Origin of the sequence: Pantoea sp. NGS-ED-1003 (assembly GCF_000738765.1) — a bacterium.
Taxonomy (GTDB): Bacteria; Pseudomonadota; Gammaproteobacteria; order Enterobacterales; family Enterobacteriaceae; genus Pantoea; species Pantoea septica.
Genome location: NZ_JPQA01000001.1, coordinates 677262 through 691619 on the forward strand (window position 1 = coordinate 677262; position 14358 = coordinate 691619).

General features: G+C 61.3%; 13 protein-coding genes. 8 read left to right on the forward strand and 5 right to left on the reverse strand.

Annotated elements, in window-relative coordinates:
• Nucleotides 1–45: 45 nt before the first annotated feature.
• A complete protein-coding gene (locus tag JS46_RS03095; protein ID WP_033747810.1) occupies nucleotides 46–798 on the reverse strand; it encodes an NAD(P)-dependent oxidoreductase in 753 nt (250 codons plus the stop codon).
• 210 nt (nucleotides 799–1008) lie between these two features.
• Here JS46_RS03095 and JS46_RS03100 point away from each other — a divergent pair, with 210 nt between their 5' ends.
• From JS46_RS03100 to JS46_RS03115, 4 genes are all read left to right on the forward strand, one after another.
• Nucleotides 1009–2022 carry an NAD(P)-dependent alcohol dehydrogenase gene (locus JS46_RS03100; RefSeq protein ID WP_033747811.1) on the forward strand — a complete coding sequence of 338 codons (1014 nt, stop codon included), beginning with the start codon at nucleotides 1009–1011 and terminating at the stop codon, nucleotides 2020–2022.
• Nucleotides 2023–2214: 192 nt separating this feature from the next.
• Nucleotides 2215–2904, forward strand: a complete 690-nt coding sequence (locus JS46_RS03105) for a DUF421 domain-containing protein (protein WP_033747812.1) — start codon at nucleotides 2215–2217, stop codon at nucleotides 2902–2904.
• Nucleotides 2905–3242: 338 nt separating this feature from the next.
• Entirely contained in the window at nucleotides 3243–3491 is a 249-nt protein-coding gene (locus JS46_RS03110; RefSeq protein WP_033747813.1) for a YqjD family protein, read from the forward strand.
• 221 nt (nucleotides 3492–3712) lie between these two features.
• Complete coding sequence (locus JS46_RS03115) at nucleotides 3713–4063, forward strand: DUF3147 family protein (RefSeq protein WP_033747814.1); 351 nt, start codon at nucleotides 3713–3715, stop codon at nucleotides 4061–4063.
• A 3-nt stretch (nucleotides 4064–4066) separates the two neighbouring features.
• Here the strand turns inward: JS46_RS03115 and JS46_RS03120 are convergent, their stop codons facing one another.
• On the reverse strand, nucleotides 4067–5347 hold the full coding sequence (locus tag JS46_RS03120) for an MFS transporter (RefSeq protein ID WP_033747816.1): 1281 nt from the start codon (nucleotides 5345–5347) through the stop codon (nucleotides 4067–4069).
• A gap of 63 nt (nucleotides 5348–5410) precedes the next feature.
• Entirely contained in the window at nucleotides 5411–6613 is a 1203-nt protein-coding gene (locus tag JS46_RS03125; protein WP_033747818.1) for an FAD-dependent oxidoreductase, read from the reverse strand.
• A 151-nt stretch (nucleotides 6614–6764) separates the two neighbouring features.
• Here JS46_RS03125 and JS46_RS03130 point away from each other — a divergent pair, with 151 nt between their 5' ends.
• A complete protein-coding gene (locus JS46_RS03130) occupies nucleotides 6765–7529 on the forward strand; it encodes an SDR family NAD(P)-dependent oxidoreductase (protein WP_033747821.1) in 765 nt (254 codons plus the stop codon).
• Between the two features lie 53 nt (nucleotides 7530–7582).
• On the forward strand, nucleotides 7583–7870 hold the full coding sequence (locus JS46_RS03135; RefSeq protein WP_033747824.1) for a hypothetical protein: 288 nt from the start codon (nucleotides 7583–7585) through the stop codon (nucleotides 7868–7870).
• Between the two features lie 27 nt (nucleotides 7871–7897).
• On the opposite strand, the gene JS46_RS03140 is transcribed toward JS46_RS03135, so the two are convergent.
• Complete coding sequence (locus JS46_RS03140; RefSeq protein WP_033748045.1) at nucleotides 7898–8155, reverse strand: hypothetical protein; 258 nt, start codon at nucleotides 8153–8155, stop codon at nucleotides 7898–7900.
• A 97-nt stretch (nucleotides 8156–8252) separates the two neighbouring features.
• On the reverse strand, nucleotides 8253–9707 hold the full coding sequence (locus tag JS46_RS03145) for a sugar porter family MFS transporter (protein WP_033747826.1): 1455 nt from the start codon (nucleotides 9705–9707) through the stop codon (nucleotides 8253–8255).
• A 367-nt stretch (nucleotides 9708–10074) separates the two neighbouring features.
• Between JS46_RS03145 and treZ the strand changes: the two genes are divergently transcribed.
• Both treZ and treY read left to right on the forward strand, forming a co-directional pair.
• The gene (gene treZ, locus JS46_RS03150; RefSeq protein ID WP_033747828.1) at nucleotides 10075–11862 is read left to right on the forward strand and encodes a malto-oligosyltrehalose trehalohydrolase; all 1788 of its coding nucleotides are present in this window, start codon (nucleotides 10075–10077) and stop codon (nucleotides 11860–11862) included.
• Entirely contained in the window at nucleotides 11859–14357 is a 2499-nt protein-coding gene (gene treY, locus JS46_RS03155; RefSeq protein ID WP_033747829.1) for a malto-oligosyltrehalose synthase, read from the forward strand. The genes treZ and treY overlap by 4 nt, the downstream gene beginning before the upstream one ends.
• Nucleotide 14358 lies beyond the last annotated feature (1 nt).

The following is a 14358-nucleotide window of genomic DNA, read 5'->3' on the forward strand; positions in this document are numbered from 1 at the left end:
GCCGGCGGGCAGATCGCTTTCTGCCCGCTCTCTTTGCCTTCCCGCCTATCGGAAAAGGCGCGAGCCAGCCTCAAACTCCCGGAAAGCATCGTCAGCGGGCTGATAGCCCAGCACTTCCCGGGTGCGTGACAGATCGAATCGCTTAAAGCGGTTATCGGAAATGCCATAGCCGATAAAAAAGGTAATATCTTCTGCTTCTATCGCGCAGGTAATGAGATTGACCGCGTCCTGCGGACTCAGCCAGGCGCTGTAATCCCGCGCATTTTTCAGCCGCCCGGCTTCTTTTGGCTCAAAGGCGCCGATCCTGAGCGCGACGCAGGAGAGCCCGTGCTGAGTGGCATAAAAGGAGCAGATCGCCTCGCCATAGCACTTGGTTACCCCGTACAGATTGGCCGGCGCGACGGCCATGCCAGGATGGATCTGCACATCAACCGGATAGCCCTCTATCGTCTGGGCGCTGCTGGCAAAAACAAAGCGCCGACAGGCGGTTTTCGCTACGGCTTCCAGCAGCCAGGTGACCGAGAGAAGATTGGCAGGCAGCAGCTGTTCGAATGTCGCATCAGCGTCCGGGATGCCAGCCAGATGCACTATCGCGTCGGGCTTCGCTGCGGCCAGCAGTTCGGTTGCCGCTCCCGGCTTTGACAGATCGGCCGCAATAAAACGGTGCGGAGCGCTCACCTCATAATCTGGCGCCTTCAGGTCGGTCAGCGTGAAATTATAGCTATCGCGCATCGCTTTAAAACAGGTTTGTCCAATGCGGCCGCTGGCGCCTGTAAGGAGGATATTTTTTACTCTCATCGTGCCGGGTTCCTTGTTTTATTAAACCAATCGTCTTGCTGAGGCTGCCCCTGAAAATAGCGAATACGGCGTATTACTGTTCAGTTTAAACGCGCCTGGAAGCCCTGCTATCCCGGCGTAACAAAAAAAGCCTCTGTTTAATAAAGAGCCCCTATGATTTAGGGTAATGACCGGTTATCAGATAAACCTACGCTTTTACAGGAGATCACGATGAAAGCAGTTACGCTCAAGGCGCCCGGCGGTCTGGAAAACATTACCCTGACTGATATTGCCGACCCCGGCAGGCCTGGCAAAGGCGAAATTCGGGTGGCGATTAAAGCCAGCTCGCTCAACTTTCACGACCTGATTGTGGCCAGCGGAGAGTTCCCTACTCAGGATGGTCGCATCTTGCTGTCAGACGGTGCAGGCATTGTGGAAGAAGTAGGAGAAGGCGTTGAAGCGTTCAAGGCTGGCGATCCCGTCGTCTCTACCTTTTTCCCCATCTGGCCAGCAGGCAAACCGCTGCCCGCGGCAGGCAACTTTGCCCATACGCCCGGCGACGGCATCGATGGCATGGCGAGCGAATATGTTGTTCGTCCGGAAAGCGCCTTCACCCATGCGCCGCAAGGCTGGAGCCATACCGAGTCTGCCACCATCACCACTTCCGCCCTGACGGCCTGGCGCGCGCTGGTCACAGATGGTCAGCTTAAAGCGGGCGAAACGGTGCTGGTGCAGGGAACCGGCGGCGTCTCTGTCGCGGCGCTGCAAATCGCTAAAGCGATGGGCGCCCGGGTGATTGCCACCTCCTCCTCCGATGAAAAGCTCGCCGCCGTACGAGCGATGGGCGCCGATGAAACCATCAACTACAAAACCACGCCGCAATGGGGCGATAAAGCGCTCGAGCTGACACAGGGGTTCGGCGTCGACCACGTCGTGGAAGTGGGCGGTCCGGCCACCCTGAATGAATCCCTGAAGGCGGTTAAAGTCGGCGGCCATATTGCGCAGATCGGCATTCTCTCCGGCGATAAAGCGGACATCTCCGTGCTCTCCCTGCTGGCGAAACAGGTCCAGCTTAAAGGTCTGATTGTGGCCAGCCGCCAGGACCAGGTCGATTTTGTGAAGGCGCTGGAGATCATGGGCAAGAAGCCGGTGATTGACCGCACCTTCAAATATGCCGAGCTCGGCGACGCCTTTCGTTACCAGCAGAGCGGCGCCCATCTGGGTAAAATCTGCGTCGAGTGGTGACGGCGTCGGCGATAAGGGCGCCCTCCCTTATCACCTTCCTGTAATGGCACCAGCACGCGCCTCTTGCCGGGCCGTGCTGGCGCCCGAAGGTATCCGCCTTATCCCGCGCCCTTAACCCGCTTTGCCATGGGCCACGTTAGTTGACCGCTTATCCGTGCCGAGAAAAATCAGGAATAGTAAACAGGACATGAGATGACCGACTTCGATTTTCATAAGTTTCTTATTAACGACCTGCCTTATACCTTTCTTTTTGAAGTCGTCATTCGCGTTTTTATTGCCTACAGCGTTGTTTTTATTTTCCTCAAAATTTCTGGCAGACGAGGCGTTCAGCAGCTGTCGCTTTTCGAGGTGGTGATTATATTGACGCTGGGTTCGGCCTCCGGCGACGTGACATTTTATGACGATGTGCCGGTGCTGCCCGTTATCATGGTTTTTATCGTTCTTCTTGCCCTTTACCGTCTGACGACCTGGGGTATGTCGCGATCGACTACGCTGTCGACCTTAATTGAAGGACAAGTCGTTACCCTGATTTCGGAAGGGAAGTACGTATCCAGTAATCTCGATAAACTCAATATTTCTGAAGATGAGTTTTTAATGGAGCTGCGGCATGCGGGCGCAGAGCATCTTGGTCAGATCCGACTGGGACTGGTTGAAGTCGATGGTCAGCTCAGCCTCTATTTTTATAAAGATGAAGATGTCGTTCCTGGCCTTTCCGTTCTGCCAGCTGCGCATCGCCCCTGCTTCACCTTAATCCCTCAGGACGGTTTATATGCCTGTAAGCGCTGCGGTCTGACACAAGAGATGCGTACCGGCGACAAAGGCAACTGTCCGGAATGTGGTCGGGATATATGGTCGCTGGCGCTGCATTCGCGTCGAACATAAACAGCGGGCCGGTTACTCTCGGTCGCCTCGTTTGTCCTCCGGCTATTCACCCGCTACGCTTTCAGCATCCCTTTTTTAGCCAGGAGAAGCCTGTGAAACAGCTGGTAATGATTTTTTTACTCGGGCTCGGCGCGTGCGCCGTTACGGCCTGCGCGCCGCGTCCGCACGACGCGCCAGCGCCGCCACATGCGCCCAGCGGGCAACAACCCCTTGGCGCGCCGGGCGGCAGTGGCCCCGTCGGTCAGCCTCAGTCATAGGATGAAAAAAGCGTCAGCATCCAGCATAACTGCCGGGCTTTGCTACGCTTTTAGTGAATACTCACTCAAAGGAGACGAACAATGTCAGGAAAAATCGAAGATACCGTTAAAGAAGTTGCTGGTGCCGCTGAGCAGCAATGGGGCGAAGCGACCGATTCACCGCGTCATCGCGTTCGCGGTGCAGCGCGCCGTTATTCCAATCAGGCGACCTACGCTGCGCGTGACGCGGCAGACACCATTAAAGACCAGGTTCAGTCCAACCCGCTAGCCGGTCTGGCGGTCGCTGCTGGCGTTGGCGTCTTTATCGGCTTCCTGCTGGGTCGTAAATAATCCAGCGCGCCTTCCCGCATAATGCGGGAAGAACGGGAAGGGACGCCTGTCTCTTCCCGTCAGCGATATTCCCTCTCTGTCTACTCCGCATCACGCCCTACACTTTCAGCACAGCGTAAAAGCTGTCATCCTCTTTTTTCGCGAATGCCTGACTTCGCCGCATTGCCCGTTCGGCTGCCGCTAACTGTCAGCGTTTTTCAGGCTCTTTAAGGGAAAAAACCGTGCTCTGGCTTATCTCAAAATATGCGATTACCGCTTTTATGGTGGTGCTGATATCCGAAACGGCGAAGCGCAGCGATCGCCTCGGCGGGCTGCTGGCCGCCCTGCCGCTGGTTACCGTGCTGGTGCTGATCTGGATGAAGCTGGAAGGTCAGGCGCAGGAGAAGATCGCCGCTCACGCCTGGTACACCTTCTGGTATGTGGTGCCGACGCTGCCGATGTTTATCCTGTTTCCGTTCCTCTACCAGCGCACCGGCTTCTGGCCCACGCTCGGGATCGCCTGCCTTATCACCCTCGCGCTCTTTGCCCTGTGGGCGCTGCTGTTAAAACGGTTCGGCATTGAGCTGATGTAACGGTTACAGCCGCTGCTGAGCATCGCTGTTTTTCAGCGTCATCAGCGCCGGAATCGTGACCAGCGCGGTGGCTATCACGTACCAGGCCGGGATATCAAGATTGCCGGTCTGCTTCATCAGGCCAGTGATAATCAGGCCAGCGCAGCCAGAAAAGATGGCGTTCGACAGCGAATAGGCGAGCCCCAGCCCGGTGTAGCGCATATGGGTGGGAAACATCTCCGCCAGCATCGCCGGACCTGGCCCCGCCAGCATCCCGACGATGCAGCCGGCGACAAACACCACCAGCGCGCGCAGCGCGGTCGAGGTGGTATCCGCCTGCAACAGGTTGAGCAGCGGAAACGCGAGCAGCAGCAGCAAGACGCTGGCCGTGACCATCACGCGGCGGCGGCCGATTTTATCGCTGAGCCAGCCGGCCGGCAAAATGGCGGCGGCAAAGCCCAGGTTGGAAATCACCGCGCTCAGCAGCGCCTGATTGAAGCCGGCGTGCAGCGCCGCCTGCAGATAGCTGGGCATAATCACCAGCCAGGTATAGCCCGCCGCCGACCAGAGCATCACCCGCGCAATCGCCAGCAGAATAATTTTCAGCGTCTGCGCGGCGCTCGCCTGCGGACGAGGCTGCTGGTGCTCGCGAATAAAGCTCGGCGTCTCCTCCATGCTCAGCCGCAGCCACAGCGCAATCAGTCCGAGCGGCAGCGCCAGCAGGAAAGGCACGCGCCAGCCCCAGGCCAGCATTGCGTCGGGGCTGAGCAGCCCCGAAAGCAGCGCCACTACGCCCGCGCCCGCCAGCAGCCCCAGCGCCACGGTAAAAGATTGCCACGCGCCGTAGAGCCCGCGCTTGCCCGGCGGCGCAAACTCGGTCATCAGCGCCACCGCGCCGCCATACTCGCCGCCTGCGAACAATCCCTGCAGGATACGCAAGCCGGTGAGGATCAGCGGCGCGGCGATGCCCAGCGCGGCGCTGGTCGGCGCCAGGCCAATCAGCGTGGTCGCCAGCGTCATCAGCAGCAGCACCGCAATCAGCGTCGGCTTGCGGCCGATCCGATCGCCGATGCGGCCGAAGATAACGGCGCCCAGCGGACGAAAGAAAAAGGCGATGGCGAAAGAGGCGTAGGTCAGGATCAGGCTGCTGAGCGCCGAGGCGCCGTGCAGCTGAAAGAAATTCTGTGCGATGAGCGTAGCGAGAAAGCCGTAAACGGCGAACTCATACCATTCGATAAAGTTGCCGACCGAGCCGGCAATCAACGCGCGTCGCTGACGCTGCGCCAGCAGTTGAGGATTTTCCACAGGCGTATCCTGGTGACGGACCTTTTAATGGGTCAAGTATAGGATTGCGACGCGCGTTCGGCCTCAGCGCGCCGCAAAGCGGCGCGGTTTTTCCATGCGAAATCCCATGCCGAGCAGCCGCCCAAAGACAAAACGCAGGAACGGCCATTTGCGCAGCATGCCCGGCATCGGATTTTTCCCGCCTCCGCTCGGCCGCTTACGGCTCATTTTGATCTGCAAAAACTGGGTAGCAACGGTGGGAAACTGGCGGCGTTTCTGCACCCGGGCCAGATCGCGCAGCGTGACTCTGCCGCGCTGTAGCGGCCGGGTCAGCAGGTTGGCGGCGGCCACCGCATCCTGGATCGCCAGGTTGACGCCGACCCCGCCGATAGGCGACATGGCGTGCGCCGCATCGCCGATGCAGAGCAGTCCGGGCCGCATCCACTTATCCAGCCGGTCGATACGAATCGACAGCAGCCGGACCTGCGACCAGTCGTCGATGGTCTCCAGCCGTCCGGCGTCGAACGGCGACACCGCGGCGATGCGCTGCTTCAGCGCCGCCAGCCCGGCGCGCTGCAGCGCCTCAAACTCCCCTTTCTCGATCGTGAAGCCGCACTGCCAGTAGTCGCCGCGATCGATAACGATAAAGTTATTGCGCGGGCCGCTGTGGCCGGTGCCCATCGCGGGATCGTCAGGCTGTTTGTCGAGCCGGAACCAGATCACGTCGCGCGGCGTGCCGAAGGCGCGGCTGGTCAGCCCTGCCTGCGCCCTGACCGCCGAATGCCGCCCGTCGGCGCCGATCACCAGCTGCGCGCGGATGGTCAGCGGCTGGCCGTCGCGCAGCGCGGTGACGCCGCACACCCGATCCTGCTCGACGATCAGCTCGCTGAGCGTGGTCGAGGTCAACAGCCTGAAGCCGGGAAAGGCGGCGCACTGGTCGGCGAGAAAGTTAAGGAAATCCCACTGCGGCATAAAGGCGATAAAGCGGCAGCGCACCGGCAGGCGCGAGAAATCGGCCATCGTCACCTCTTCGCCGCCCATTTCCGCCTGCAGCTTTTCGGCACGCTGGTGCGGCAGCGCCAGCAGCTTATCCAGCAGGCCCAAATGGTGCATCACCTCCAGCGTGGAGGGATGAATAGTGTCGCCGCGAAAATCGCGCAGAAAGTCGGCGTGTTTTTCAATGACGACCACCTGCAGGCCTGCGCGCGCCAGCAGGTAGCCGGTCATCAGGCCCGCCGGGCCGCCGCCGACGATGCAGCAGTCAGCGGAAAGCGTCTGTGATGGCATGGTTGCTCCTCGGTTAGTGCCTGACAGTGTAGGCCAGCTGTCAGCCATAAAGTACAGACTTATTGCAGGGATATTGCCGTCTGGCTTGAACGATCTCATCTGGCTGCCAGGCTTAAAGGGAATGTCATTCACCCCACCATAAGGAGAGAGCATGTCGAGATTTACAGGAAAAGTGGTCGTTGTCACCGGGGCGGGATCGGGTATTGGTCAGGCTACGGCGCAACAGTTTTCCCGTGAAGGCGCCGCCGTGGTGCTGGTCGGCCGAACCGAGGAGAAGCTGCAGAAGACGCTGGCGATGCTGGCATCAGGCGATCATCTGGTGGCGCCGTGCGACGTCGCGGAGGTCGATCAGGTTAAAGCGCTGCGCGATCGCGTGGCGGAGAAATACGGGCGCGTCGATGTCCTCGTCAATAACGCGGGCAGCGTGGTGCAGGGCCGCATTCACGAGGTGCAGCCGGATGACTGGCACAAGCTGATGAAGGTCGATCTTGACGGGGTTTACTACTGTATTCACCACTTTATGCCCGACCTGCTGAAAACCCAGGGCAACGTGGTCAATATCTCCTCGGTGTCCGGCCTTGGCGGCGACTGGGGCATGAGCGTCTATAACGCGGCGAAAGGTGCAGTAACTAACTTTACCCGCTCGCTGGCGATGGACTACGGCGCTGACGGCGTGCGCGTCAACGCCATCTGTCCCGGCCTGACCTTCACCGACCTGACGGAAGAGATGAAAAACGACGAGGCGCTGATGGAACGCTTCTATGACCGCATCGCGCTGCGTCGCGCCGGCGAGCCGGACGATATCGCCAGCGCAGTGCTGTTTATCGCCAGCGACGACGCGCGCTATATCACCGGCGTCAATCTGCCGGTCGACGGCGGCATTACCGCCTCGAACGGGCAGCCGAAACAGGCATAACGCGCCACCGACGGCATCGCGCTGTGCGATGCCGCTCACCCTCAGGAGAGACTATGAACCAGGATTATCTGATTTTCGGCGCCGGCTATCACGGCGAAGTCAAAAGCTTTGCAGCGGGCCAGGTAGAAGTCGAGGTTGAGATCAAAGCGCCTGAAGAGACCGAAAGCAGCACTTCGCCAAACCGCGAGGAGCTGCAGCGCTATGTGCTGCCGGTCACGGTCATCGCGGTGGACGGCAAACGCTACAACGTGGCGACGGAAGAGAACCCCAGCGAAGATGAGGTCAAGCAGGCGGTCGAGCGCTGGCATGCGCAGCCGATTCAGGCCGACGAACTGCTGTAACCGCCCGAGGCGCGGCGTCACAATCGATCAGACGCCCGCCTCGGCCTTTTGCATCTCCACCAGTACCAGCGGACATTTCCTCACTTTGCAGGCGTGGCTATAGGCCAGCGCGCATACCGAACAGAGATCGCCCTCCGACTCATATTCATACTCCGTGAAATAACGAACGCCGGCGCGCTGTGACTGCGCGGCGCGGAATGACGCTTCAGCCAGAATCACATCCAGCTCCCGGAAGGTCAGCGCGGAGGGATTATGAAATCCCACTTTGATTCGATAAGTAGCCATGGTGAGATTATTCCCGGACGGGGCGTCGGCCGCCAGACGGTAATAGTATTCGGTGTGATAGCTGCGGATTATCAGCGGGATAATCCGCAGCCTGCGCTTATGCCGCGTCGCTGGCGGCGGCTTTATCCGTTTCGCCAAAACGCTCACGCATCAGGGTTTCGATCTGCTCCAGCGATTTACCGCGCGTCTCCGGCAGCATCAGAGCGACAAACGCCAGCGATGCTACGTTAATCGCCGCGAAAATAAAGAAGGTGCTGTTGCCCGCCAGCGCCAGCAGCGGCGGAAAGGCGAAAGCGACCGCCGCGTTGCAGATCCACTGGAAAGAGACGGCGGTGCCGGTGAGCACGCCGCGCACCTTCATCGGGAACAGCTCCGACATCAGCAGCCAGTAGACCGGCGAGATGCACATTTGCATAAAGAACAGGAACAGCATGATGCAGGCGAGCGCAAGCAGGCTCTGCGTCATGTTCTGCGGCATAAAGACCAGCACCGAGCCCAGCGCCAGCTGCGCCGCGATCACCACGCATAGTCCGGTCATCAGCATCGGACGGCGGCCGAAGCGCCCTACCGCGCGGATCCCGGCCATCACCGCCAGTACCGACACCACGCCGTTGCCGATGGTGGCGGCAATAGAGGCGCTGGTGCCCATGCCGGTGGTTTTCAGAATAATCGGCGTGTAGTACATAAAGGCGTTAACGCCGGTGAACTGAATGACGATGCCCATACCGGCGCCGAGCAGCAGCAGACGCACCACCCATTTCTCGCGCAGCAGCTCGCCGGCCGACGGGCCGCGCTCCGCTGCGCGCGCCTGTTTGCGCATCTCCGCCATCTCTTTGCGCACCTCGCGCGGCGTTTCGCGCAGCTTCTTCATCACGCGCATCGCCTCTTTGATGCGCCCTTCCGCCACCAGCCAGTGCGGCGAGGCGGGAACGAAGAAGGTGCCGATAAAAAGCAGCGCGCCGGGGATCATCGCCAGCGCCAGCATATAGCGCCACATTTTCGGATCGTGCAGCAGGTAGCTCATCAGCGCGCTGACCACGTAGGCGAGCAGCTGGCCGGAAACGATCATCAGCTCATTGCGGCTCACCAGCGGCGCGCGATGGCGCGGTCCGGCGATCTCGGCGATAAACACCGGTACGGTAGAGGAGCCGCCGCCAACCGCGATGCCGAGCAGCAGTCGCATCGCGACCATTACCTCGACGTTAGGCGCAACGGCGGTGCCGATAGCGCCGGCGACAAAGACCAGCGCCAGGCTGCGCAGGGTGATGCGGCGGCCGAAGCGATCCGAGACATAGCCGCTAAGGAAGGCGCCGACCGCGGCGCCGAAGATCAAGGACGAGGTCACCAGCCCTTCGGTGAACGGGGTGAGGTCGAGACCGCCCTGCGCGGGCGGCAGCGTCATATAGGGCAGCGCGCCGGAAATAATGCCGGTGTCGTAGCCAAAGGCGAGCGCGCCCATGGTCGCCACCAGCACCACGAAAAAGAGCCGCTGGCGAACGGTATCGGCCGACGGCGCGCTGCTGTCGTTTGATTCAGGTTTATTCTGCTCCACATTCACTCCATGAGTTTTAACATCCTGAATTTGCATATAATTTCACCAACCCAGGCAAGAGTACCAAGTATAGATGCACTTTTTAATTTGTGACGTGCATCACCTAATTTTCCCGCCGCGCGCTGCGATAGCCGCTTTCGCGCCGCGCCCTGCTCCGGCAACTCTTCCAGCGTGAACTATGATTGATTTTCGTATGGCGTCGTAGAGAGCCGGTTGCGCCACCCCTGCATCCTGCGGCGGCAGGCGCGTTCTCTCCGCCAGCGACGTGTCAGATACGTTTCCGTCTTACCTTTTGTTGCCTGCATCGCCGGACCTGGGCCGCGCGGTGTGGTTTATCGATCACATTTGATTCAGACGAGGTTATTGAATGGAGTCAGCATCATTTACTAAAAGCTGGGGCGCTGAATATGTCGCCAACGATGCGGTCCGCTTTCGTCTCTGGGCCCCGGGTCAACACAGCGTTAGCCTGCGTCTTGACGGCAAAGATACGCCAATGCATCCCGCCGAGGATGGCTGGTTCGAACTGCGCACGGACGGCGTCGCGCCCGGCAGCGAATATAATTTTGTGCTGGCCGACGGCACCGTCGTGCCCGATCCCGCCTCGCGCGCGCAAAAAGATGAGGTTAACGGCCCGTCGCTGGTAGTCGATCCCACGCGCTATGCCTGGCAGCATCAGGCGTGGCAGGGCCGCCCCTGGGAAGAGAGCGTGGTCTATGAGCTGCATATCGGCACCTTTACCCCGGAAGGCACCTTCCAGGCGGCAATTGAAAAACTGCCCTGGCTGGCGGAGCTCGGTATCACCATGATTGAGGTGCTGCCGGTATCGCAGTTCGGCGGCAACCGCGGCTGGGGCTACGATGGCGTGCTGCTCTATGCGCCGCACGCCGCCTACGGCACGCCTGACGACTTCAAAGCCTTTATCGACGCCGCGCACGGTCACGGCCTTTCGGTGGTGCTGGATATCGTGTTGAACCACTTTGGCCCGGAAGGCAACTACCTGCCGCTGCTGGCGCCGGACTTTTTCCACAAAGAGCGCGTGACGCCCTGGGGCGCGGGCATTGCCTACGACGTTGACGCGGCGCGCCGCTATATCGTCGAGGCGCCGCTCTACTGGCTGCAGGAGTACCGTCTCGACGGCCTGCGCTTCGACGCCATCGACCAGATCGAAGATACGTCGGAGAAGCATGCGCTGATCGAGATCGCCGAGCGCATCCGCGCGGAGATTTCCGACCGCCCGATCCATCTCACCACCGAAGACAGCCGCAACGTGGTGTTTCTGCATCCGCGCGATGAGCAAGGCAACGCGCCGCTGTTCAGCGGCGAATGGAACGACGACTTCCACAATGCCGTTCACGTCTTCGCCACCGGCGAAACTCACGCCTACTACCAGGATTTCACTCCGCATCCGGAAAAATATGTCGCCCGCGTGCTGGCGGAAGGTTTCGCCTATCAGGGCGAGGTCTCGCCCCACAGCGGCGAGGCGCGCGGCGTCGACAGCCGCGGCCAGCCGCCTGCGGCTTTCGTCGATTTTATCCAGAACCATGATCAGGTCGGCAACCGCGCGCTGGGAGAAAGGCTGATCAGCCTTATCGGCGCCGATCGCAATAAGGTGCTGCTCGCCACGCTGCTGCTCTCGCCGCATATTCCGCTGCTGTTTATGGGCGAAGAGTATGGCGAAACCAATCCCTTCCTCTTCTTTACCGATTTTCACGGCGATCTGGCCAAAGCGGTGCGCGAAGGCCGTGCGAAGGAGTTCGCCGGTCACGCCGGACATGAAGGCGAAAGCGTGCCGGATCCCAATGCCGAAGAGACCTTTACCCGCTCGAAGCTCGACTGGCGCAAGCCGCAGAGCGACGAAGGCAAGGCCTGGCTGGCGCTGTCGCGCCGCCTGCTGGCGCTGCGCCAGCAGCATATCGTGCCGCTGCTCGCCACCGCGGGCGGCCACGCCGGACGCGTGGAGCACAGCGAGGAAGGCTTTATTCAGGTGAGCTGGCGCTTCCCCGCCGGCACGCTGTCGCTGGCGCTGAATATCGGCGAGAAGACGCAGCCGCTACCTGAGCAACCCGGCGAAACGATTTTCGCCTGGCCGGATAACAGCCGCGATCTGCCGCAAAACGCGATCGTCGTGCGGCTGGCCAAAGGAGATGCCCAATGACTATTCCCGCTTCAACCTACCGTATTCAGTTTCGCAACGGCATGACCTTCGATCGTGCGGCGGCGCTGGTGCCCTATATTAAACGGCTCGGCATTACCCACCTCTACGCCTCGCCGATCTTTACCGCCACCCGCGGCTCGACCCACGGCTACGACGTGACCGACGCCAATGCCATCGATCCCGCTATCGGCGGCCGCGCCGGTTTCGACCGGCTGGTGGAGACGCTGAAGCAGGCGGGCCTCGAGCTGATTATCGATATCGTGCCGAACCATATGGCCGCCTCGCTGGAGAACGCCTGGTGGCGCGATGTGATTGAGCACGGCGAGCAGAGCCGCTATGCGCGCTACTTCGATATCGACTGGTCGCGCCGCCTGACGCTGCCCTTCTTAGGCGACAGCTTCGAAGCAGCGCTGGAAAACGGCGAAATCGCGATAAAAGCCGATCCTGACAGCGGCAAACCGGCGTTCGCCTATTACGAAAGCTTTTATCCGCTCTCGCCGGCGAGCTGGCAGGGACGCGAAGCCGATGTGCTGGCGCTCACCGATAAGGCGCAGATCGCGGCGCTGCACGATCGTCAGCCTTACCGGCTGATGTCGTGGCGCGACGCGCCGCGCGACCTCTCCTACCGCCGCTTTTTCGAAATCACCGGGCTGGCGGGCGTCCGGGTGGAAGATCCGCAGGTGTTCGACGACAGCCACCGGCTGATTCTGGAGCTGGTGCATTCGGGCGCGGTCAGCGGGCTGCGCGTCGATCACGTCGACGGGCTGGCCGATCCCAAAGGCTATCTGGAGCAGCTGCGCCAGCATGCGGGAGCGGATTGCTACATCACGGTAGAGAAAATCCTCGGCGAGGGCGAACAACTGCCGGCGGACTGGCCGGTTTCCGGCACCACCGGCTATGAATTTATCGCCTCGCTCTCCGACGCGCTGGTGGATGGCCGCCAGATCGCCGCGCTGCGTCAGGCCTACGATCAGACGGTGGGCGAGCCGGTGGATATGCGCGCCCAGCTGCGCGCCGCCAAGCTGCTGATGGCGGATAAAAACTTCGAAGGCGAATTCACCACCCTGCTGAAGCTGGCGGGCGCCATTGCCAGCGCCTCCGGCGTCACGCTGCCGGAGAGCGATCTGCGCGCCGCGCTGCGCGAGCTGCTGGTGGCGTTTCCGGTCTATCGCAGCTACGGCACGCCGGAAGGCATGCCACCAGAAGGCGCGGCGCTGCTGCAGCGCGTGGCGGAAACGGTGCGCCGCGACACGCCCCGCCTCTCGCCTGCGGCGCTCGACTTTCTACTGCGCGTTATGAACGGCGAACTCGACGCCGCTGTCGCGCAGGACGCCGCCACTTTCCGCACCCGCTTCCAGCAACTGACCGGCCCGCTGATGGCGAAGTCGGTCGAGGATACGCTCTTTTTCCGCCAGCATATGGCGCTGGCGCTTAACGAAGTCGGCGCCGAGCCGCTGCCGCGTGCGTTCTCGCTGGCGCGCTTTCACGATGAGATGGTGATACGTCGCGAGCGTCAGCCGGACGGCCTGACCGGCACCTCGACGCACGACACCAAGCGCGGCGAAGACGCGCGCGCCCGCCTCTATACCCTGACGGAGTCGCCGCAGCGCTGGGCGCTGCATGTGGCGCGCTGGCGGCAGATGAACCGCGGCGCGGTGGTGGCGCTCGACGGCGGCCCGGCGCCGGAACCGGCGGTAGAGTGGATGCTTTATCAGGCGCTGGCGGGCGTCTGGCCCGCATCTGGCGTGGCAGATGCCGCTCAGCTTGCGGCGCTTGAACCGCGCTTTACCGCCTTTGTCGAAAAAGCGCTGCGCGAAGCCAAGCTGCGCACCAACTGGGCGGATGGCGATGAGGCCTACGAAACGGCGGTGCTCGACTATGCGCGCCGCCTAATCTCGCCGGATAACGCCGAGTTCCTCGCCGACTTCAGCCAGGCGCTGCTGCCCTTTATCGCCGCTGGCCTGATCAACTCCCTCAGCCAGACGGTGATTAAGCTTACCGCGCCCGGCGTGCCCGATATCTATCAGGGCAGCGAAGCGCTCAACTTCAGCCTGGTCGATCCCGATAACCGCCTGGAGCCCGACTTCGACGCGCTGCAGCGCATGCTTGACGAACGCGGCGATTTCTCCGCGCCGGAGGGATGGCAAAGCGGCCAGCTTAAACAGCAGACCATCGCCACGCTGCTGCCGCTGCGTCAGCAGTATCACGCCCTGTTCCGCCACGGCGACTATTTGCCGCTGGTGGTCAACGGCACCGAAGCCTCGCATGCGGTCGCCTTCGCCCGCGCCGATGCGCAGCACGCGCTGATCGTCGTGGTGCCGCGTCTGGCTTTCGCCCGTCAGCGTTACAGCGACGCCACCTCGATTACCCTGAAAGAACCCCTGGCACAGCGCCGTTATCGCAACATGTTTACTGGAGAAGAGTGTGAGCTGACCGACCGGCTTAGCCTTGAAGCCCTTAACAGCGGCGCGCCGCTGGTGCTGATCGGCGTCTGAC

What these genes read in the sequence shown, in the direction of transcription:
- JS46_RS03095 (WP_033747810.1), bottom strand. Translation starts at nt 798, where the DNA reads ATGAGAGTAAAAAATATCCTCCTTACAGGCGCCAGCGGCCGCATTGGA.
- JS46_RS03100 (WP_033747811.1), top strand. Translation starts at nt 1,009, where the DNA reads ATGAAAGCAGTTACGCTCAAGGCGCCCGGCGGTCTGGAAAACATTACC.
- JS46_RS03105 (WP_033747812.1), top strand. Translation starts at nt 2,215, where the DNA reads ATGACCGACTTCGATTTTCATAAGTTTCTTATTAACGACCTGCCTTAT.
- JS46_RS03110 (WP_033747813.1), top strand. Translation starts at nt 3,243, where the DNA reads ATGTCAGGAAAAATCGAAGATACCGTTAAAGAAGTTGCTGGTGCCGCT.
- JS46_RS03125 (WP_033747818.1), bottom strand. Translation starts at nt 6,613, where the DNA reads ATGCCATCACAGACGCTTTCCGCTGACTGCTGCATCGTCGGCGGCGGC.
- JS46_RS03130 (WP_033747821.1), top strand. Translation starts at nt 6,765, where the DNA reads ATGTCGAGATTTACAGGAAAAGTGGTCGTTGTCACCGGGGCGGGATCG.
- JS46_RS03135 (WP_033747824.1), top strand. Translation starts at nt 7,583, where the DNA reads ATGAACCAGGATTATCTGATTTTCGGCGCCGGCTATCACGGCGAAGTC.
- JS46_RS03140 (WP_033748045.1), bottom strand. Translation starts at nt 8,155, where the DNA reads ATGGCTACTTATCGAATCAAAGTGGGATTTCATAATCCCTCCGCGCTG.
- treZ (WP_033747828.1), top strand. Translation starts at nt 10,075, where the DNA reads ATGGAGTCAGCATCATTTACTAAAAGCTGGGGCGCTGAATATGTCGCC.
- treY (WP_033747829.1), top strand. Translation starts at nt 11,859, where the DNA reads ATGACTATTCCCGCTTCAACCTACCGTATTCAGTTTCGCAACGGCATG.